At 67.1% G+C, this 20,750-nt stretch carries 16 protein-coding genes; 7 read left to right on the forward strand and 9 right to left on the reverse strand.

What is annotated here, in order from left to right:
- Positions 1–29: 29 nt before the first annotated feature.
- Positions 30–995 carry a metallophosphoesterase family protein gene (locus ACFSX5_RS03780; protein ID WP_386831920.1) on the forward strand — a complete coding sequence of 322 codons (966 nt, stop codon included), beginning with the start codon at positions 30–32 and terminating at the stop codon, positions 993–995.
- A gap of 163 nt (positions 996–1,158) precedes the next feature.
- Here ACFSX5_RS03780 and ACFSX5_RS03785 read toward each other — a convergent pair whose 3' ends face one another.
- Positions 1,159–1,581 carry a YciI family protein gene (locus tag ACFSX5_RS03785; RefSeq protein ID WP_386831922.1) on the reverse strand — a complete coding sequence of 141 codons (423 nt, stop codon included), beginning with the start codon at positions 1,579–1,581 and terminating at the stop codon, positions 1,159–1,161.
- On the opposite strand from ACFSX5_RS03785, the gene ACFSX5_RS03790 reads away from it, so the two are divergent.
- The 3 genes from ACFSX5_RS03790 (at position 1,553) to murD (ending at position 4,875) form a co-directional block, all read left to right on the forward strand.
- On the forward strand, positions 1,553–1,891 hold the full coding sequence (locus ACFSX5_RS03790) for a hypothetical protein (RefSeq protein ID WP_386831924.1): 339 nt from the start codon (positions 1,553–1,555) through the stop codon (positions 1,889–1,891). The two genes, ACFSX5_RS03785 and ACFSX5_RS03790, sit on opposite strands and share 29 nt — an antisense overlap.
- Positions 1,892–2,261: 370 nt before the next feature.
- Positions 2,262–3,593: a hypothetical protein gene (locus tag ACFSX5_RS03795; protein ID WP_386831926.1), complete on the forward strand. Its 1,332-nt coding sequence runs from the start codon at positions 2,262–2,264 to the stop codon at positions 3,591–3,593.
- Complete coding sequence (murD, locus tag ACFSX5_RS03800; RefSeq protein WP_386831928.1) at positions 3,583–4,875, forward strand: UDP-N-acetylmuramoyl-L-alanine--D-glutamate ligase; 1,293 nt, start codon at positions 3,583–3,585, stop codon at positions 4,873–4,875. The genes ACFSX5_RS03795 and murD overlap by 11 nt, the downstream gene beginning before the upstream one ends.
- Here the strand turns inward: murD and ACFSX5_RS03805 are convergent.
- The 3 genes from ACFSX5_RS03805 to ACFSX5_RS03815 form a co-directional block, all read right to left on the reverse strand.
- Positions 4,872–6,614, reverse strand: coding sequence for a tetratricopeptide repeat protein (locus tag ACFSX5_RS03805; protein WP_386831930.1), 1,743 nt, complete (start codon positions 6,612–6,614; stop codon positions 4,872–4,874). The two genes, murD and ACFSX5_RS03805, sit on opposite strands and share 4 nt — an antisense overlap.
- Before the next feature lie 539 nt (positions 6,615–7,153).
- Positions 7,154–7,696 carry an MgtC/SapB family protein gene (locus ACFSX5_RS03810; RefSeq protein WP_386831932.1) on the reverse strand — a complete coding sequence of 181 codons (543 nt, stop codon included), beginning with the start codon at positions 7,694–7,696 and terminating at the stop codon, positions 7,154–7,156.
- A 64-nt stretch (positions 7,697–7,760) separates the two neighbouring features.
- Positions 7,761–8,810 carry an NAD(P)-dependent alcohol dehydrogenase gene (locus ACFSX5_RS03815; RefSeq protein WP_386831934.1) on the reverse strand — a complete coding sequence of 350 codons (1,050 nt, stop codon included), beginning with the start codon at positions 8,808–8,810 and terminating at the stop codon, positions 7,761–7,763.
- Between the two features lie 163 nt (positions 8,811–8,973).
- Between ACFSX5_RS03815 and ACFSX5_RS03820 the strand changes: the two genes are divergently transcribed.
- Positions 8,974–11,172: a putative bifunctional diguanylate cyclase/phosphodiesterase gene (locus tag ACFSX5_RS03820; protein ID WP_386831936.1), complete on the forward strand. Its 2,199-nt coding sequence runs from the start codon at positions 8,974–8,976 to the stop codon at positions 11,170–11,172.
- Here the strand turns inward: ACFSX5_RS03820 and ACFSX5_RS03825 are convergent.
- Positions 11,169–12,164, reverse strand: coding sequence for a DNA topoisomerase IB (locus tag ACFSX5_RS03825; protein WP_386831938.1), 996 nt, complete (start codon positions 12,162–12,164; stop codon positions 11,169–11,171). The two genes, ACFSX5_RS03820 and ACFSX5_RS03825, sit on opposite strands and share 4 nt — an antisense overlap.
- Before the next feature lie 5 nt (positions 12,165–12,169).
- The gene (locus ACFSX5_RS03830; RefSeq protein ID WP_386831940.1) at positions 12,170–12,328 is read right to left on the reverse strand and encodes a hypothetical protein; all 159 of its coding nucleotides are present in this window, start codon (positions 12,326–12,328) and stop codon (positions 12,170–12,172) included.
- 113 nt (positions 12,329–12,441) lie between these two features.
- Here ACFSX5_RS03830 and ade point away from each other — a divergent pair, with 113 nt between their 5' ends.
- Both ade and ACFSX5_RS03840 read left to right on the forward strand, forming a co-directional pair.
- Positions 12,442–14,151, forward strand: a complete 1,710-nt coding sequence (gene ade, locus ACFSX5_RS03835) for an adenine deaminase (RefSeq protein ID WP_386831942.1) — start codon at positions 12,442–12,444, stop codon at positions 14,149–14,151.
- 3 nt (positions 14,152–14,154) lie between these two features.
- A complete protein-coding gene (locus tag ACFSX5_RS03840; protein WP_386831944.1) occupies positions 14,155–15,783 on the forward strand; it encodes a CocE/NonD family hydrolase in 1,629 nt (542 codons plus the stop codon).
- A 149-nt stretch (positions 15,784–15,932) separates the two neighbouring features.
- Here the strand turns inward: ACFSX5_RS03840 and ACFSX5_RS03845 are convergent, their stop codons facing one another.
- From ACFSX5_RS03845 to ACFSX5_RS03855, 3 genes are read right to left on the reverse strand one after another with little or no spacing between them, the layout of a single operon-like run.
- Positions 15,933–18,101 (reverse strand): malate synthase G, encoded by a 2,169-nt coding sequence (locus ACFSX5_RS03845; protein WP_386831946.1) that lies wholly within the window; start codon positions 18,099–18,101, stop codon positions 15,933–15,935.
- Between the two features lie 58 nt (positions 18,102–18,159).
- Positions 18,160–19,461, reverse strand: coding sequence for a guanine deaminase (gene guaD, locus ACFSX5_RS03850; RefSeq protein ID WP_386831948.1), 1,302 nt, complete (start codon positions 19,459–19,461; stop codon positions 18,160–18,162).
- Positions 19,458–20,681: a urate hydroxylase PuuD gene (locus ACFSX5_RS03855; RefSeq protein ID WP_386831950.1), complete on the reverse strand. Its 1,224-nt coding sequence runs from the start codon at positions 20,679–20,681 to the stop codon at positions 19,458–19,460. Before ACFSX5_RS03855 ends, guaD begins: the two co-directional genes overlap by 4 nt.
- Positions 20,682–20,750 lie beyond the last annotated feature (69 nt).

The following is a 20,750-nucleotide window of genomic DNA, read 5'->3' on the forward strand; positions in this document are numbered from 1 at the left end:
TCTCCCTCACCACCGGTAGCAGAGCTTTGATGGTGACAAAATCGACTGCCGCAGCGTTTGCCGGTTTTCTTGCCCCTGCGCTTCTGGCACAAACCCGCGCGATGACAACCCTGGCCCATATTTCCGACATCCACCTGTCGCCCATGCCCGAAATGTCCTGGCGCGACATGATGGGCAACAAGCGCATTACCGGCTGGCTCAACTGGAAGATGCGCCGCAACGAAGAGCTGAACAGCGAGACGCTGACCAGCCTCGTGGCCCATCTCAAGTCCCAGAACGTCGATTTCACCGCGGTCACCGGCGATCTGGTCAACCTGGCACTCCGCTCCGAGATGGAGCGAGCCGGCCGCTGGCTCGAGGCCCTGGGTTCACCGGAGCGCATCGCCGTCTGCCCCGGCAATCACGACGCCTATGTGCCCGGCGCGCTCGACATGGCGTGCAATGCCTGGGGCGACTACATGCGCGGCGAAACCCTGGAGGATGCCTGCTTCCCCTTCGTCCGCCGCGTCGGCGATGTCGCCGTCATCTCCTGTTCCAGCGCCGTCCCCACCCGGCCCTTCCTCGCCATCGGCCGCTTCGACGAAGCTCAGGCCGCCCGTCTCTCCCGCATTCTTGCGACCATGGGCGAGGCCGGCTTCTTCCGCTGCGTGCTGATCCACCACCCGCCCAATGCCGAGCTGCAGCACCCCTCCTTCGGCCTAAAGGGCCACCGGCTCTTCCGCCAGGTAATCGCCGAGCACGGTGCAGAATTGGTCTTGCACGGCCACACCCACCGCTCCTCGATCCACTCCATCCCCGGCAAGAACCACGACGTGCCGGTGATCGGCGTAGCCGCCGCCAGCGCCGCCCAGGGCGGGCGCCTCGACGATCCAGCTCGCTACAACCTGTTCCGCATCGAGCGCCAGGCCGACAGCTGGTCCTGCGTTATGCGCGAATTCGGCTATCAGCGCCTCGGCAGCGACATCGTCATGCGCATGCAGATGCGCATCTACTGACGCCCTGCTCTCAAGCTGACTTGATCTCTCGTCTCCCCCGCCTGCAGGGGGTCCCACCAGCCCATCGTCTCCTTCCCCCGCCTGCGGGGGAGTTCCACCGATCCATCGTCTCCCTCCCCCGCCGGCGGGGGAGGTAAGGTGGGGGTGTCAACGGCTGGGGCTCCTACGCCCCCGCCATCCGCTCGGTGTTGCGCGCATGAATCGCCGCGCCCTCTGCCGTCACCGCCTCGCCGAAATCTTCCATGCTGATCACCGGGCGGATTTCGATCTCGCTCTCTTCCATCATCGGATTGGGGCAGCGCTTCACCCATTCCACCGCTTCGTCCATGTCCCGGACCTCCCAGATCCAGTAGCCGGCGACCAGTTCCTTGGTCTCGGCGAACGGCCCGTCATAGACGCTGCGGTTCTGACCCGAGAACACCACGCGCTTGGCGTGCGAGGAGGCCTTCAGCCCGTCGCCGCCGAGCATGATCCCGGCATTGATCAGTTCCTCGTTGTACCGCCCCATCTCCTCCACCAGCTCCGGCGTCGGCATCTCGCCCGCTTCGCTGCCCTTGGTGGCCTTCACGAACACGACTACGCGCATTTCCATCTCCTCTTGTTGGCACCAGTGCCATCACTTCTGCGACGATCCGCACCGCGCCGCTTCGACATGCTGGCGTCGCATTTGCGCTCCACCACCCGACCGCCAGCGAGGAGAACAGCAAATCCCCACCGACACCACCACCCTGATTGCCCTCGGCATCGGCGCCGTCATCGTCCTCTGGCTGGTCTTCTCCGTCCTCAGGAAGCTCTTCGGCCTCGTCCTCCTCGCCGCCATCGCCGCCGCGGCCTGGTTCGTGTGGCAAAACCCCGAATACCTGCCCATGCTCCAGAGCTTCTTCGGCTCCCGCTGAGCGCGCCGGGCTCGTCCCGGCAATCCACCCCGCAAACGCTCCCACCCACCACGTCATCCCCGCGAAGGGGGGATCCACTCTTCCTCCGAGCTCAAGCAGTGGATTCCCGCCGGCGCGGGAATGACGCCGTGGTCGTTTGCCGGTGCTGTGCCTCCCGGGAACCCCTCTGGACCACCGGGACAAGCCCGGTGGTGACGACGCGGAACGTCGCCGGGCTGGTCTCGGCAATCATCGGCCCTCCCCACACCCACCGACCCAATCTATCCCACGGCGCCCCTTCCCCCCGGACGCCCCCCTCGGGCGATCGCTCGCCCCACTCCCGCCACGCCCGCAAATCACCTATATGGTGAGCACCCACGCGAGCGCTGCCTTGACCGACACCTTCCACATCGACGAGCCTGCCTTCGATCCCGCGACCGGCGAAGTCCGCCTGCCCTACCGGCTGGGCGACCTCCGCTTCACCGAAGTGCTTCGCCTGCCAGCGCCGGCCGATCCGGCCCTTGCCGACACCGCGTCTTTCCGCAAGCTCCTCGGCCTCACCGCCATCGTGCTGGGCACCAGCTACTTCAAGCTCAAGGCCCCGCTCACCATTGCCGCGCCCGCCATCCCGCTGACCGATGCCGAGCGCGCCTTCGTCATCGACGTCTACGAAAACGGCCTCGGCGAGTTCTACGCCCGCAACAATCTCGCCCGCTTCGGTCGCCTCACCCTTGAGGCACCCGCCGACACGCAGGGCGCGATTCCCCGTCCCGAACTGCGCCACCGCGCCCTCCTGCCCATCGGCGGCGGCAAGGACTCCCTGGTCAGCGTCGACCTCCTCAGCCATGTCGGCGCCGAGTTCACGCCCTTCGCCGTCAATCCCAAGGGCCCGATCGTCACCTCCGTCGATGCCCTCGGCGTCACCCCGCTCTACGTCACCCGCACCCTCGACCCCGAAATGGTGCGGCTCGGCAAGGAGCCCGGCTACTTCAACGGCCACGTGCCCTCCACCGCCATCAACTCGATGATCGCGGCCCTCTGCGCGCTGCTCCACGGCTATGACGAGATCGTGCTCTCCAACGAGCGCTCCGCCAGCGAGGGCAATGTCGAGTTCGACGGCCGCGAGACCAACCACCAATACTCCAAATCCCTCGGCTTCGAGCTCCTGCTCGCCGACACCCTCGCCAACGCCACTGGCGGCGCCCTCAAATATTATTCCCTCCTCCGCCCCTATTCCGAAGCGCGCATCGCCTCGCTGTTCACCAATGCCGGCCGCTTCGACCACGTGTTTTCGAGCTGCAACCGCAACTTCCGCCTCAACGGCAATGACGGTCCGCTCTGGTGCGGCGAATGCCCCAAATGCCATTTCGTCTTCCTGATCTTTGCGCCCTTCATGGCCAAGGAGCGGCTGGTCGGCATTTTCGGGCAGGATCTGCTCGACAATCCCGCCAATGAGCGCTCCTTCCGCGAACTCGCCGGGCTCGCCGGCCAGAAGCCGTGGGAATGCGTCGGCGAAATTCTCGAAGCCGCAGCCTGCCTCTACACGCTCACCCGCCACGCCGACTGGCACGAGGACGCGGTAGTGCGGGCGGTAAAAGCCGACCTCTTCGCCCAATACGGCGAAGAGAAGCTGCAGCGCGCCATGGCCGAGTGCCTGACCGACAGCCACGACCACCATATTCCGCCGGCGCTCGCCGCCAAGGTCGCCGCCTATGCGGTTTGACGCTCCGGTTCTGCTCTACGGCGCCGGGCGCGAGGCCCAGTCCACCCGCGCCTTCCTGCAGGCGCGCCAGCCCGACCTGCCGGTGTTCATCACCGTGGACAGCGGCACGGCCGACATCTCCGGCACCATCCCGATCAAGCCGGCCGAACTGGTCGACGCCATCGCCCACCGCCGCTTCGGCACCATCGTCAAGTCGCCGGGCGTGTCGCGCTACAAGCCCATCTTCGAACTCGCCCGCGAGGCCGGCATTCCGGTCACCTCCAACCTCAACCTCTGGGGCGCGACCTACCGGCAGGGCCGCACCGTCATCGCCATCACCGGCACCAAGGGCAAGTCGACCACCGCCACCCTCACCCACCTGATGCTGGTCAAGTCCGGGGTCGACGCCGGTCTTGCCGGCAATGTCGGCCTTGCGCCCCTGGAAGCCGCCGATCGCAACAGCGTCGTCATCTTCGAGCTGTCGAGCTACCAGACCGCCGACATGAACTTCCTGCCCGATCTGGCCGCCGTCACCAACCTCTACCCCGAGCATGTCGACTGGCACGGTTCGGTCGAGCGTTATTATGCCGACAAGCTCAACCTGATCGACCGTGACGGCAGCTTCGCCGTTGCGCTGGGCGCCGCCGCCCGCGGCAATGCCCTCGTTGCCAAGGCGGTGCGCGATCACCGCCGCCTCGTCCGCCAGCTCGATGCCGACGAAAGCGCCGCCATCGAGGCCGCGGTCGCCAGGTCCCGCCTCCGCGGCGCCCACAATCTCGACAATGCGCGCCTTGCCGCCGAGATCGCCCTCGCCACCGGCGCCACCCTTGACGGTGTGCTGGCCGGCATCGCCGCCTTCGCGCCCCTACCCCATCGCCTCGAGGAACACCGTTTCGGTGACCTCGTCTTTGTCGACGATTCGATCTCGACCACGCCCGAAGCGACCAAGGCCGCCCTCGCCGCCTACCAGGGCCGGCGCCTCGCCCTGATCGCCGGCGGCCACGAGCGCGAGCAGGACTATGCCGACCTCGCCGCCCGCCTCGCCACCGCCGGCGTCATTACCCTGATCTGCCTGCCGGTCACCGGCACTCGCCTCGCCGAAGCCGCCCGCGCGGCCGCCCCTGCAGTCGAAGTGATCGAGGCCCCGAACCTCGAGCATGCCATGACGGCCCTCGCCGAACGCCGCCAGCGCTTCGACACCGTCATCCTTTCCCCCGGCGCCCCGTCCTACAACCAGTTCAAGAACTTCGAGGAGCGCGGCAACCGCTTCGTCGCCCTCGCGCGCGCAAGCTTCGGTCCCTAGAACGGCTCCTCCAGCGCCGCTGCCGGCACGCCTGCGGCGAGCAGGCCGCTGCGGATCTGCTCGAGCAGCGTCTCGTCGCTGATCCGCTGCCGCAGCCGCGGCAACACCCCCTCCGCCCGAAACGCCGGCCATTCCAGCACCTGCGGCAGGTAGCGATCCACCGCCGTGCTGCTGCCGACCCCCCGGCCGGCAAGGATGGCGATGATCGGCCCGAGCTCCCGGTCGGCCGGCACATAGGCCTCGGCATATCGCAACGCCAGCGCATTGGCGCCGCGCCGCAACTCGATCAGCGCCGGCGCGCCGAAATACCAGGCCGGCGGGTCGGGCGTCATGCGCACCGATCCCGTTGCCGTCGGCTCCGCCTCCACCACTCGCCCGGCAAACGCCAGCGCCCGGGCATTGGCTGCCAGCGCATCGCCATCGGCCGGATTGAGCTGCAGCGCCGACTTGTAGTCCGCCAGCGCCCCCTCGAGATCACCGGTCCGCTCCCGCAACCAACCCCGCTGCTGCCACACAAAGGCATTAGTGGCATCGAGCCTCAGCGCCCGCTCCAACAGATCAGCCGCCAGCCGCACCCGGTCCGCCTCGGTCTCCAGCGGGCTGACCTCGGGACTGGCATATTCCGCCGTCAGGCTGGCCATCGCCGCCAGCACCATCGGCTCGCTCCGCTCCGCCTCCGACAGGGCCCCGAAACACGCGCTGGCCCGTGCCGCATCACTCCCGGCCATGGTCTCGCGGTAGATGTCGAACAACACCCGGCAGAGGTAAGGGCTCTCCCGCCCCTCCGCCGACTCCCGCGCCAGCAACCGCCGCGCCTCGGCATGCAGCGGTCCGCGCGGGCTGCCGAGCGTCAGGCTGAGCCGCCGCGACACGATGTCGAGTACCATCGGGTCACGCGCCTCGCGGCCGCTGATGGGCACGGTGAGGTTCCAAACCACTTCGGCGCTGCGGCTGTCGGTCAGGATGGCGCTGTACTGCGCCACCGCGCCATCGGGCCGCACAATCCCGGTCAGCACCAGTCCACCATCGCCCCCATCGTCGTCCTCCCCGGTGGGGCGGTAGCGCGCATCGATGGTGCCGAACTGCTGCAGGTCGGTGACCAGTTCGATCGCCAGCCCTGCCGATAGCGGCCCGCCGGCGCCCTCCCCGCGCAGGTTCTGGAATTCCATCACCGTCAGTTGCGGGCGCCCAAGCGGGTCGGACCGATCTCGGGACAGCCCCTCCACCAGCCGCAGATCGGCGATCAGATAGGCAACGAGGCCCAGCCCCACCGCCAGCGCTGCCAGCCCGAGCCAGGTCAGCAGGAAACGGCCCGTCCTCCGTCCCCCCGGTATCGCCTCCGGCTCCTTTGCCTCCGGTACCGTATCCGTTTCCGTCGGTTCCTCATCCGGCGCCCAGGTGAACTGCGGCACATAACGTCCGGTCGGCAAGGCGATGCGCACCCGGCTGACTCGACCCGGCCCGCGATAATACTCATCCAGCAATGCCCGCAGCCGTCGCGCCTGTACCCTGACGATCGGATCGGTCTGCGGATCGAAATCGCTGGGGCGCCCCAGCACGTCGACCGCGATCGAATAGGCCTTGATCGATTCTGCATCACCGACGATGGTGCGTCGCACGATGTACTCGAGAAAGCGCGCCAGCTGCGGCGAGCGGGCGATATCCGGCCACGCCAGGAGCTGCTCTAGCGCTTCCAGTACCGTTTCTTGTCCGGGGGCCTCATCGGGCGCGGTTCTCATTCCGCCTCCATGCCCCGATTGTGAGCCTTTACATGTAAAACGCAAGGCCGGGTAACACAGCTTTACCCGCCTTTCCCTTTGCGCACGCACGTACCTCAAGCAAGAGCGTCAGTGTTTCCCGTTGGCGGCGGTGAACGCGTGCTCCGGCTTCGACCCGGTGCAGCTTCGAGTTCGACCATAGTTTCGGCAGCGTTCTCGCTTCTTCGGTGGCGCCGTCTCGACCTGCTCGCAGCAGGCGTGACAGGCGAAGCCGCGCCACGACGAAGACCGGCTTCTCGGCGCTCCCTCGCGCCGCGAATACAGATGGCAAGTGCCTTCGGGCGCGTGCCCGGTCAGGAGGGGCGCTGCAAGTCGGCTTCGGCCGGTCCTGCATTCCCAAGCGTCCCTCCGGGCCACTTCATTCTCCGCCCCTGCCCCTCCAATTGGGTGCGGAGTGCGCCCCCCGACTCCAAGCGGGGACTGCGCAAGGCCCGCGGGCGCGACGCTCCTCCCTGTCGCGACCGCACGGGGGGAGAGGCATGAGGACAAGCGCGCGTCCCTCAGCGCATGTCCGGCTCCACATGCTTCTCCCCGCGGCCGTCCTCTCCATTCACTTCGGAAGCAAGCTGCTGGCTGCCGCGCACCACTTGGTGGGCAAAGGCCCTGAGCGCAGCCAGCACCAGCACCGCCAGCAGCGCCGTTCCCGCAGCGATGATGTAGTAGCCCAGCGCGGTCGCCACGCCGACAGCACCCGCGAGCCACATGCCTGCGCCGGTCGTCAGCCCCTGCACATTGGCGCCGCTGCGGAAGATGGCGCCTGCCCCAAGGAAGGCTATGCCTGCCGTCACGGCTTCCACCGCGCGGATCGGGTCCGATCGCGTCTGGTCGCTCTCGATGGTGTGGAAGATCTCGAAGGCGAGGATGGTGAACAGGCACCCCGCCACCGAAACCAGAATGTGCGTACGCAGCCCCGCCTCGGCGGTGTTGCGCTCCCGCTCAAAGCCGATCACCGCACCCAGCAGCGCCGCGATCAGCAGCCGGATGGCGATGATGTGCTGCGGCAGGTAGGTTTGCACAAACCCGAATTCGTTGCCGACGTCCATGATGAGGCGACCTCGCGGCAAGTGACGCTGTCATCTCAATTCGGGCCGGCGATGCCGGTTCCGCTCAGTCGTTGGCGACCTTGATCTGCAGCTTCACGTCGCTTGGTCGCGCCTCGACCGCGCGGTCGAAGGCCTCGACCGACTTCTCGAACGGGAAAGTCTCCGAGATCAGCGGCTTGAGGTCGACCTTCCCCGAAGCGATCAGCGCAATGGCCCGGTCATACTGGTGCGCGTAGCGGAAGACGTTCTCGATCCGCACCTCCTTGGTGGAGGCCGCGGCGATGTCGATCTTCACCGGCTCGACCGGCAGCCCTACCACCACGATCGCCCCACCCGGGCGCGGCAACTGCATGATTGTTTCCCAGGCCTTGGGCGATCCGGAGCATTCGAACACGACGTCCGCACCCCAGTCCTCGGTCAATCTTGCCACCTCCGCCACCAGGTCGGTGTCGCGGATGTTGACCGGAATGATCCCCTGGTAGCGGGCCGCAATGTCCAGCTTGGGCTGGGCGAGATCGGCTATGATCACCCGCGCACAACCACCCGCCAGTGCCGCCAGCGCCACCATCGTGCCGATCGGCCCCGCCCCGAGCACCACCGCGGTGTCGCCCGGCGTGATCCGTGCCTTGCTCGCCGCCTGCATGCCCACGGCAAACGGCTCCACCATCGCCCCTTCGGCAAAGCTCACATTGTCCGGCAGCTTGAAGGTGTAGTTGGCCGGGTGCACCACCTCAGAGGTCAGCACTCCATGCACCGGCGGCGTCGCCCAGAACGTCACCGCCGGGTCGACATTGTACATGCCCAGCCGGCTGGCCCGCGACTGCGGATCGGGAACCCCCGGCTCCATGCACACCCGGTCGCCGACCTTTAGATGCGTCACGCCCTCGCCGACCTCGACCACCGTCCCCGCCGCCTCGTGCCCCAGCACCATCGGTGCGTCGACCACGAACGGACCGATCCGGCCATGGGTGTAATAGTGCACGTCCGAGCCGCACACGCCCACCGTATGGATCGCGATTCTGACCATCCCCGGTCCGACCTCGAGCGGCAGGTCGATATCCCGCATGGCGAGCTCATGCTGGCGTTCGAGAACAAGGGCGCGCACCTGTGCCATGATCTGGTCCTTTGCGAAGCGAGTGCCGAACACTAGCGAGCCGACCGCCGGAGCGGAAGCCGTGCCGGCTAACGAACGGCACCAACAGAGGATGCAGCCGGTAACCAGTCCCTAATGGATGGCCGGATAGCGTAGCGCCAATGCGCCCGCCTCCAATCTCCTCATGACCAGTCAGCCCGCCGGCAGATCGCCGTGGTACCAGTCGGCCGCCACCTTGCTTCCGGCAATCGTGGGTCTGGTCCTGGCCTCTGTTGCCGTGCTCGGTTTCTTCTTCTGGTCGGCCGACAACATCGATCGGCGCGCTCTGGAACGGCAGGCGGAAATGGCTGCGCGGGCCCTCGAACGCTTGCGCCTGCAGGTCGGCCACGATCAGACCGGCATTGCCATCTGGGACGACGCCGTCCGAAACACCGCGATCGCCTTCGATCCGGAATGGGTCCATACGCATTTAGGCACCTACATGCACGTCTATTACGGGCATGACCGCACCCTGCTGGTATCCGGCGAGGGCGTGCCGCTCTACGCCATGGACCGCGGGGAACCCGAAGCCTCCGACCACATGGCTCCGCTCCGCGCCCAGCTCCAACCGATCATTTCGTTGGCCAGAAGCCAGCCGCCGCCCACCCGCGACAGCAGCGCCGCTGCGGACTTTGCTATCGTCGACGGCCGCCCGGCCATCGTCGCCGCCTCGCCGCTTGTCAGCAACACCGGCGATCTTCCGCAGGCCGCCGGAACCGAGCCCCTGCTCGCCAGCGTCCGGTTCCTCGATGCCGACCTCGCGGCGACCCTGGCTTCCCAGCACACGCTGGAACACGCGGCCTTCTCCTCCATCAGTTCCGCCAGCTCACATCGGGCGGTCTATCCCATCCGTAATCGCGCTGGCCGCTTCGTCGCCTTTCTCGAGTGGGACCGCGACCGTCCGAGCGAGCTGTTGATCCGCCAGGCGGGGCCGGCCTTGGCAGGCGGTGTCGGCATCAGCGCCATCATCCTCTATCTGCTACTGGTCCGGCTGCGTCGCTCCACGGATGCCCTGGAGGACGGGCGCCGCCTGGCCGAGCACCAGGCGCTGCATGACGGCCTTACCGATCTGCCCAACCGAGCCCTGTTCGATCAGCATCTGGCGACGATCCTGGCCACCGCGCCGGCGTCCGAACGGTTGTGGGTGCTCCTGCTCGATCTCGACCGCTTCAAGCAGATCAACGACACCCTCGGCCACCAGGCCGGCGACGACCTTCTTTGCGCCGCTCGCGACCGCATTCGGCTGATCGCCGGCAAGGACATGTTCCTGGCTCGGCTGGGTGGGGACGAATTCGCCTTGGTGAGCCTCAGCAGGGATGCCCCCGGCGGCGTGCAGGATCTTGCCGCCCGGCTGGTCGAGGCCATCAACCAGCCCTTCGCGCTGGGCAGCTACAAGGCCCATGTGGGCGTCAGCATCGGCATCGTGGTGACGCCGCTGCGGGATACCGATCCGCTGGAGATCATCCGCCGCGCCGACATTGCTCTATATGAGGCGAAATCCCGTGGGCGTAACCGGGCCATCACCTACGATGACCGCATGAGCGAGCTGCTCCGGCTCCAGCACACCATCGAGGGCGAGCTGCGCGAAGCACTCTCCACCTCGACTCAGATCAGCGTCGCGTTCCAGCCATTGGTCGATCAGCGCAGCCGCCGGGTGATCGGGGCCGAGGCATTGGCGCGCTGGCACCATCCCACGTTCGGGCAGATCTCGCCCGCTCGCTTCATCCCCATCGCCGAGAATACCGGCCTGATCGGCGCTCTCGGTGAACTCGTGCTGCGCCGCGCCTGCGAGATGGGTGCGGGCCAGCCCGGCCGCACCATCGCGGTCAACATCTCGCCGACCCAGTTGCGCAATCCCCGCTTCGCCGGGCAGGTCTTCGACATTCTCCGCGAAACCGGCATGCGCGCCACCGATCTCGAACTCGAGATCACCGAGTCGATCCTGCTCGATGACGAGCAGGTCTCCTCGCAAAATCTCCGGACCTTCCGCAGCGCCGGCATCCAGATCGCCCTCGACGATTTCGGCACTGGCTATTCGTCGATGAGCTATCTTTCGCGCTATCCGGTGGACCGCATCAAGATCGACCGGTCCTTCGTCAGCCAGCTCAATGAGGCCCACGTATCCGTTGCCATCACGGACGCCATCGTCACCCTCGCCCACGCGCTGAACATCGAGGTCACGGCCGAAGGCGTCGAAACCGACGAGCAGGCGGACATCCTCGCCCGGCTCGGCTGCAATACCTTGCAGGGCTTCCTGTTCTCGGGGCCCGTCTCGCCCGAGCGCGTCGTGGAGATCTTCTCGGAGCCCCGGAACGCGCCGCTCCGCCGCAGCCGCGCTGCCTAGACGGCAGCCAGAACCGCCGCCAGCCGCCGTTCACGCAGCTTGATCCCGGGCCCGGCGCGCCCCGCGGTCTCCCACACGGCCTGCAGCTTGCCTTCGTCGAACAGGCGGAACAGGCACGGCGCGATATACGACTTGCGGCAGATGGCCGGGGTGTTGCGCAGCACCTGCGAGATTTCCCGGACCACCCCGGCGATCTGGCGCTTGCGTGCCGTTTCCGACGTGCCGAGTTCCAGCGCCGCCAGGGCTTCCGCCGCCAGCGCACTCGCATGCAGCGTGCGAAAATCCTTCGCCGAGATCTCGCAGCCGGCGACCTGACACAGCCACGCATTGATCGCGGCGGTATTGATCGGCCGCACCTTGCCGTGGTCGTCCCGATAAACCAGCAACCGCTTTCCGGGCAGGGTCTTGATCCGCGTCACCGCATCGACCAGCAACGGATCGTCCACGGCGTATTCTGCCTTCTTGCTGCCCTTGGCCGAGAACTTGAGCTGCAGCTTGCCTTCGCGCACGGTGACGTCGCGGGTAAACAGCGTCCCCGCCCCCCGCGTACCGTTGGTTTCGAGATACCGCTCCCGCCCGACCCGCATCGCCGTGCGGTCGATCAGCGCCACGGCCAGCGCCAGCGCGAAACTACGGCTGCCCTCCGGCCCCGCCAGTTCCGCCGCGACCCTCCGCCGGATGCGCGGCAGCGCCGCCGTCAGCTGCGCCAGCCGCTGCTGCTTGCGTCCGGTCCGCCGCCGCTCCCAGTCTTCGTGGTAGATGTATTGGGTGCGCCCCGCCTCATCGACCCCCAGCGCCTGGATATGCGCGCGCTCATGCGCGGCGATGCGCACATCCGTCCACGCCGGCGGAATGCCGAGCGCACTGATGCGCTGCCGCACCGCCTGGTCGCGGATCACGGCGCCGGTTTCGTCGAGGAAGGTGAAGCCCTTCCCGCTCCGTCGGCGGGTCAGGGTGAGGTCGTCGCGCCCCACGCGTCTGAGACGAACCATGATGTTTAGGTAGGGTTCACCTGGGTGGCGGTGTAGATGAAGTAGACGACGGCAAAGAGCACGACGATGCCGATCAGGCCGACGATCAGCACCCTCAGATTGCCCTTGCGCGGGTTGGCCTGGCGCACTTCCGTCGATGACTTGTTCGGATCATAGGTCTGCATGACGCTCTCCCGTAAGTTGCCCGGAGCAACGTGTGCCATCGCGCCACGGTTCCCCGGCCTTGACGCGGCGACGGCGCCGACCCACCCTCGGCAGCAAAACGGAAAGGCACGCAATGGCTGATCGCGACGAGCTCATCCGCATGATCATGGCAGGCCAGGGCAAGGAACCGGCCGACCTGGTCATCCGCAACGTCCGGCTGCTCGACGTCATCACCGGCACCGTCACCGAAACCGACATCGCCATCGTCGGCGACCGCATCGTCGGCACCCACGCCGAATACGAGGGCAAGACGGTCATCGACGGCGCCGGCCGCTACGCAGTTCCGGGCTTCATCGACACCCACCTCCACATCGAATCCTCCCTCGTCACCCCGCTGGAGTTCGACCGCTGCGTGCTGCCTCACGGCGTCACCACCGCGCTTTGCGACCCGCACGAGATCGCCAACGTCCTCGGCGCCGAAGGCATCCGCTACTTCCTCGACAGCGCCGCCGAGACGGTGATGGACATAAGGGTGAACCTCTCCTCCTGCGTCCCCGCGACCGAGTTCGAGACCGCCGGCGCCCGCCTCGAGATCGAAGACCTCCTCCCCTTCCGCGATCATCCCAAGGCCCTCGGCCTCGCCGAGATGATGAACTTCCCCGGCGTCCTCAATGCCGATCCGGGCATCATCAGCAAGCTCGTCGCCTTCCAGGACGGCCATATCGACGGGCACGCCCCGCTCCTGTCGGGCACCGCCCTCAACGGCTACCTCGCCGCCGGCATCCGCACCGACCACGAAGCCACCTCCGCCGCCGAAGCGCGCGAAAAGCTCGCCAAGGGCATGGCCATCCTCATTCGCGAAGGCTCGGTCTCCAAGGATCTCGAGGCCCTGGCCGAAATCCTCGACGAAAACACCTCGAGCTTCGTCGCCCTCTGCACCGACGACCGCAATCCCCTCGACATCGCCGAGGAGGGCCACCTCGACAGCTCCATCCGCCGCCTGATCGCGCGCGGCCGTCCCCTCCACCACGTCTATCGCGCCGCCAGCCACTCGGCCGCCCGCATCTTCGGCCTCCGCGACCGCGGCCTGCTCGCCCCCGGCTGGCGCGCCGACATCGTCCTGCTCGACAATCTCGAGCGCTGTCAGGTCTCCGACGTCGTCGCCGCCGGCCGCTTGGTCACCCCCGAACTCTTCGCCGCCCGCAGATCCGTGGCACCCGTCGGCCTCACCTCCATGAAGGCGACGCCGGTGACCGTCGAAGCCTTCGTCACCGAACCCAAGCCCGGACAGAACCGTGTCCCGGTGATCGGCGTCCGCCCCGGCCTCATCCTGACCTTCCGCGAAGAGGCTACCCTCGCCACCACCGAACACGGCCTGCAGCCGGACCTCGCCGCCGACGTGATCAAGGTCGCCGTGATCGAGCGCCACGGCATCAACGGCAATATCGGTCGCAGCTTCGTCACCGGCTTCGGGCTCCGCCGCGGCGCCATCGCCTCTTCCGTCGGGCATGACAGCCACAACATCACCGTGGTCGGTGCCGACGACGCCGACATGGCCGTGGCCGTCAACCGCCTGATCGAACTCGGCGGTGGCTTCGTCGTCGCCGATGGCGGCAAGGTCACAGCCGAACTCGCCCTGCCGCTCGCTGGCCTCATGAGCCTCAACAGCTTCGAGCAGGTCGCCCGCGACCTCCACAAGCTGCGCGATGCCGCGCGCTATCTCGGCTGCACCCTGCCCGAGCCCTTCCTGCAGGTCGCGTTTCTCGCCCTGCCCGTCATCCCGCATCTCAAGATGACCGACCGTGGACTGTTCGACGTCGACCGCTTCGATTTCGTGAGCTGACCCATGAGCCTGTCGTCGCTCTACCTGGCCTGGGTCGAGGACCTGCCCCCGCGCCTCAACGGCGTGAAGAAGACGCGCAATATCGGCATCACCATGGATGATGGCGTCGTGCTCAAGACCGACCACTACGCCCCGAAATCCGCCGGGCCCCACCCCACCATCCTGATGCGCCTGCCCTATGGCCGCCGCGGCTTCGGCCCCATCGCCGAGGCCTACGCCGAGCGAGGCTTCCACGTCGTGCTCCAGGCCTGCCGTGGCACCGAGAAATCCGGCGGTGAGTTCGACCCGCTGACCAATGAGCGGGCCGACGGGCTCAAGACCCTGGCCTGGATCAGGGAGCAGCCCTGGTACGACGGCCGCATCGGCCTCTCCGGCCCGAGTTATCTCGGCTACGCGCAGTGGGCGATCAGCGACGCGCTACCCGAAACCGCCGCCATGGCCACCAAGGTGACGACCTCCGACTTCCGCTCTGTCGTCTTCCCCTCCGGCGCGTTCCATCTCGGCCTCTGGCTGAGCTGGTTGCAGGTCATCGAGGGCCTGCGCAGCCGTCCGCTCTCCACCGCGGCCCGCATGTTCTCCGGCGACATCGAACGCCGCACTGCTGCCGCCGCCATGAGCCTGCCGCTGGTCGAAGCCGACCGGAAGGTCGCCGGCCACAAGGTGCCCTTCTGGCGCCACTGGTTCGAGCATTCGGTCGGCAATGACGCGTTCTGGGCGGCGCTCAACCACCGCCCGCGCCTCAGCCACCGCACCCCGCCGGTCCACTTCATCTCCGGCTGGTACGACTTCATGCTCGACGAACTGCTCGCTGACTACCAGCGGCTGATCGAGCTCGGCCACACGCCCTACCTCACCGTCGGCACCTGGTTCCACGTGGCCGACGAACTACAGCGCGACAATCTGCGCGAGACCATCATCTGGATGCGCGCGCATCTCAGCGGCGACCGTACCGGCCTGCGCGACAAGCCGGTGCGCATCCATCTGTCCGGCCGCGACGAGTGGCTGGAGTTCGACCACTATCCCCCGCCTGGCGCCCGTTTTCACCTTTGGCACATCGGGCCGGACGGCGCGCTCACACCGAAGCCGCCCCCCGCCCCCGCGACCGACAGCTACCGCTACGACCCCGCCGACCCGACGCCCAATATCGGCGGCGCCATGTTCGCCTTCACCGGCGCCGGTCCCGTCGACAACGCCCTGCGTGAAATCCGTGACGACGTCCTCTGCTACACCAGCGCCCCGCTAGCCGCCGACCTCACGTTGATCGGGCAGGCCAAGGTGTATCTCCGCGCCAGCGCCACCGTCCCGCACGCCGATTTCTTCCTCCGCCTGTGCGACGTCGGCCCGAACGGCATCTCGATCAACATCTGCGACAAACTCTTCCGCGTCACCCCGGAGACGCCGCACAACGCCGACGGCAGTTGGCACCTGACCTTCAACCTGCACGCCACCGCGCACACCTTCCGCGCCGGCCATCGCCTGCGCCTCCAGGTCTCCTCCGGCGCCCATCCCCGCTACGCGCGCAATCTCGGCACCGACGAACCCATCGGCACCGCCACCACACTCGTCGCCAACGACATCACCATCCATCACGACGGCACGAAGCTGGAACTGCCGACCTACGAGCTACACTAGACTTTGTGTTCTGCCCTCCCTCCCCCTTGAGGGGAGGGTAGCGTCGCTAGGCCCGCAGGGCCGTAGCAGAGCTGGGGTGGGGGTGGCCTTGACTTCTCCCGAGCCCACCCTCGGTCACTCCCTGAAGGAGGGAAGACCCGACCTACCCCTCAGCGCGCCGCAGCATCCCGCGCCTTCCGCCGCCGCCGCGCCGCATGCAGGATCGGCTCGGTATAGCCGCTCGGCTGGTCGGCGCCGTGCAGCGCCAGGTCCAGCGCCGCCTGGAAGGCGACCGACTGGTAATTCTCCGCCATCGGCCGGTACAGCGGATCACCCGCATTCTGCGCATCCACCACCGAAGCCATGCGCTCGAAGATGGACGTGACCTCGTCGCGCGTGGTCAGCCCGTGCCGCAGCCAGTTGGCGATGTGCTGCGAGGAGATGCGACAGGTCGCCCGGTCCTCCATCAGCCCGACATCGTTGATGTCCGGCACCTTGGAGCACCCGACCCCCTGCTGCACCCAGCGCACCACATAGCCGAGAATGCCCTGGGCATTGTTCTCGAGCTCGCGGTTGATCTCCTCGCGGCTGAGCGAGAACGGCGCCTGCACCGGCATCGAGAACAGATCGCTGAGCGAGGGCAGCGGCTGATTGTGCCGCCGGCGCTGCGCCTCGAACACGTCGACCTCATGATAGTGCAGCGCATGCAGCGTCGCCGCCGTCGGTGACGGCACCCAGGCCGTGTTGGCGCCGGCATTGGGATGGCCGATCTTGGAACGCATCATCGCCGCCATGTTGTCCGGCTGCGCCCACATGCCCTTGCCGATCTGCGCCCGCCCGGAGAAGCCGGTGGCAAGGCCGATCAGCACGTTGCGGTCCTCATAGGAGCTGATCCAGCGCTCGCCCTTGATCTCGTCCTTGCGCAGCGCTGCCCCGGCCTCCATCGAGGTGTGGAGCTCGTCGCCGGTGCGGTCGAGGAAGCCGGTATTGATGAAGAAGACCCGGTGGCGCGCCTCGTAGATCGCCGCCTTGAGGTTGGCCGACGTCCGCCGCTCCTCGTCCATGATGCCGATCTTGATGCGGTTCGGCTCGAGCCCCAGCATCCGCTCCACCGAAGCAAAGATCGCGCAGGCGAAGCGCACTTCCTCCGGCCCGTGCATCTTCGGCTTGACGATGTAGATCGCCCCGGTGCGCGAGTTGCGCCCCTGGTCGTGCAGCGCGCACAGCGCCGTCACCGCCGCATCCATCAGCCCCTCGCCGATCGGCTTGCCGTCGCGCAGCACCGCATCGGTGGTCATCAGGTGCCCCACATTGCGCACCAGCAGCAGCGAGCGGCCCTTGAGCACCAGTTCCTGGCCGTTGGCGTCCTTGTAGGTGCGGTCGCCCTTGAGGCGGCGCGTGACGGTCTTGCCGCCCTTGTTGAACGTGTCCTCCAGCGTGCCCTTCATCAGGCCGAGCCAGTTGCGATAGACGCCGACCTTGTCCTCGGCATCCACTGCCGCGACCGAGTCCTCGCAGTCCTGGATCGTGGTCAGCGCCGCCTCGACCAGCACGTCGCTGAGCCCCGCCTTGTGCGCGCCACCGATGACGCTGCCGGGATCGATCACCAGGATCACATGCAGCCCGTTGTGCCGCAGCACCAGCTCGCCGCGCTCCTGGGTGCCGCCATAGCCGACGAATGCGCCCGGGTCCCTCAGCCCCGTCCGCCCCGCCGGCGTGTCCACCTCGAGCCGCCGCGTCTCGCCGTCCTTGACCACATGGTAGCCGGTGACCTCGGCATGACTGCCCGTCGCCAGCGGCACCGCCTGGTCGAGAAACTCGGCCGCCCGCGCCACCACTGCGGCACCGCGCTTCGGATTGTAGCTGCCGCCGGGCGCCAGCTCGCCGTCGCGATCGATCACGTCGGTGCCATAGAGCGCATCATAAAGGCTGCCCCAGCGCGCATTGGCGGCATTGAGCGCATAGCGAGCGTTGGATACCGGCACCACCAGTTGCGGGCCGCAGACCGTGCTGATCTCGGGGTCCAGCCCCTTGGTCTCGATGGAAAAATCCTCGGGCTCCGGCACGATGTAGCCGATGTCCTTGAGGAAGAACTCGTAGCCCTGCGGGTTGCTTGCGACCGGACCGTACTTGTGGTGCCACTCGTCGATCTTCGCCTGCAGCTCGTCCCGCCGCGCCAGGAGGCGCTGGTTGGTCTCGGCATGCTCGGCGACCAGTGCCGCAAACCCGTTCCAGAACTGCTCGGGAGTTACCGCAAGGCCCGGCAGGGCTTCCCCTTCGATGAATTCCACCAGCAGGCGATGAACCTCGAGGCCGGACTTCGGCAGGTAGTCGGTCATGGTCGTTCCTTGGACGGCGCGCGTATTCGCGCGGCAACCTAGGCCATGCCCTGGGGTGTCACAAGCCGCCTAAAGTAGACTTCGCCCTTGCACCAGCCACATAGACTTCGGCCACCGAGCGATCGTCGCCCATGGTCTGGAGCAGGAACAGTTCTTCGGCGAGACTCCCCAGCGTCCGCTGCCGCAGCGCCATCGCCGGCGTCGCCCCGGCATCGAGCACCACCAGGTCCGCCGTGTTTCCCGGCGCCACCGCCCCGATCGTGCCTTCGACCGACAGCGCCCGCGCATTGCCCAAGGTGGCCATGAAGAACGAGGTGAACGGGTTGAGCCGCTGGCCCCGGAGCTGCAGCACCTTGTACCCTTCGTCCAGCGTCCGCAGCATCGAGAAGCTGGTGCCACCGCCGATATCGGTGGCGATCCCCACCCGCACCCCGTGCTTCACCAGCCGCTCGCGGTCGAACAGGCCCGAACCAAGAAACAGGTTCGAGGTCGGGCAGAACACCGCCACCGTCCCGGTCTCCGCCATCACCGCCGTCTCGCGGTGGTTGAGGTGGATGCTGTGCCCCATCAGCGTCCGCGGGCCCAGCAGCTCGTAGTCCTCGTAGATGCCCGTGTAGTCCGGCGAGTCCGGATAGAGCTGCATCGAGGTGCGGATCTCTTCGTCGTTCTCGCTCAGATGCGTCTGTACATAGACGTCGGGATGCTCCGCCGCCAGCGCCCGCGAGGCCTCCATCTGCGCCGGCGTCGAGGTGATGGCGAAGCGTGGCGAGATCGCATAGAGGCTGCGCCCGCGCCCATGCCAGCGCGCGATCAGCGCCTTGCTGTCGTCATAGCCCGACTGCGCCGTGTCGCAGAGCGCTTCCGGCGCATTTCGGTCCATCATCACCTTGCCGCCGACCATCAGCATGTTGCGCCGCTCGGCTTCGGCGAAATAGGCATCCACCGAGGCCGGATGGCTCGAGCAATAGGCTACCGCCGTCGTCGTGCCGTGGCGGATCAGTTCATCATAGAACGCCGTCGCCACCGCTCCCGCATGCCCCTGCTGCGAAAACTTCTGCTCCTCGATGAAGGTGTAGGTGTTGAGCCATTCGAGCAGCGACCCCGCATAGGCCGCCATGATCTGGCTCTGCACATAATGCAGGTGCAGGTCGATGAAGCCCGCCATGATCAAATGCGGCCGGTGGTCGATCACCTCCGCCCCGTCCGCATGCGCCGGCGCGAAATCTTCCACCTGGACGATGCGGCCGCTCTCGATCACCACTGCTCCGTCTTGGAGATAGCGGTAGCTCTCGTGGTCGTCGATGCCGAGCGGCTCGCGCAGGAAGCTCAGCACCCGGCCCCTCAGGACAGTGCGGGTCACCATCCGGATCCCTCGCGGAACCAGGCGACCAGAAGCGCCCGCTCCTCGGCGGTCATCTCGGTGACATTGCCCGGCGGCATGGCATGCGAATACCCCGCCTGCATCGCCACCTCACGCGCATGGTTGGCGACTGCCACATCAGTGTCGAGGATCACGTTCTTGGGCGCCTCATAGACGCCCGGCCACACCGGCTCTGCCGTATGGCACATGGCGCAGCGGGTCTGCACCGTCAGGCTCGCCTGCTGGAAGTGCTCGGCCGCCATGAACGGCTCCGCCGCCCGCGATGCCACTGTCGCCGCCGAGCCGTCGAGCTTCGGCCCCGTCGACAGCCACGCAACGACCAGGAACAGCACCACCGCCACGCCCCAGGTCCAGTGCGGATTGCCCTTCCGCGCGTGCCGCGTGTTGAAATAGTGCCGGATCACCACCCCGATCAGGAACACCAGCGAGGCAATGATCCAGTTCCACTCGGTCGCGAACGCCAGCGGGTAGTGGCCAGAGAGCATGAAGAAGATCACCGGCAGCGTCAGGTAGTTGTTGTGCAGGCTCCGCTGCTTGGCGATCCGCCCATACTTGGCGTCCGGCACCCGTCCGGCCTTGAGGTCCCCCACCACGATCTTCTGGTTGGGGATGATGATCATCGCCACATTGGCGGCCATGATCGTTGCCGTGAACGCCCCCATGTGGAGCAGCGCCGCGCGCCCGGTGAAGATCTGCGTATAGCCCCAGCTCATCGCCACCAGGATCGCGAACAGCACCAGCATCAGCCCGGTGGTCGATTGCCCGATCGGCGACTTGCACAAGGCGTCGTAGAGCACCCAGCCGAGCACGATCGAGCCGACCGACAGCGCGATCGCCGCCCAGTTCGGCACGTCCAGCACATTGCGGTCGATCAGATAGAGGTCGGCGCTGACATAATAGAGCAGCACCAGCAGCATGAAGCCGCTGAGCCAGGTCCAGTAGCTCTCCCACTTGAACCAGGTCAGGTGCTCGGGCAGGAAGTCCGGGGCCACCAGATATTTCTGGATGTGGTAGAACCCGCCCCCATGCACCTGCCACTCCTCGCCATGCGCCAGCGGCGGCAGGCTCGGCGTCTTCCGCAGGCCCAGGTCGAGCGCGATGAAATAGAAGGACGAACCGATCCAGGCGATCGCCGTGATGACATGCAGCCACCGCGCCGCAAACATCGCCCACTCATAAAAGATCGCCAGATCGCCCATCAGAACCCCACTCGAAAGCCCCTCACCCTAGCCCTCTCCCCAAAGGGGCGAGGGGACGCAGGAGGTGAG

Origin of the sequence: Devosia albogilva, assembly GCF_042685625.1 — a bacterium.
GTDB classification, from domain to species: domain Bacteria; phylum Pseudomonadota; class Alphaproteobacteria; order Rhizobiales; family Devosiaceae; genus Devosia; species Devosia albogilva.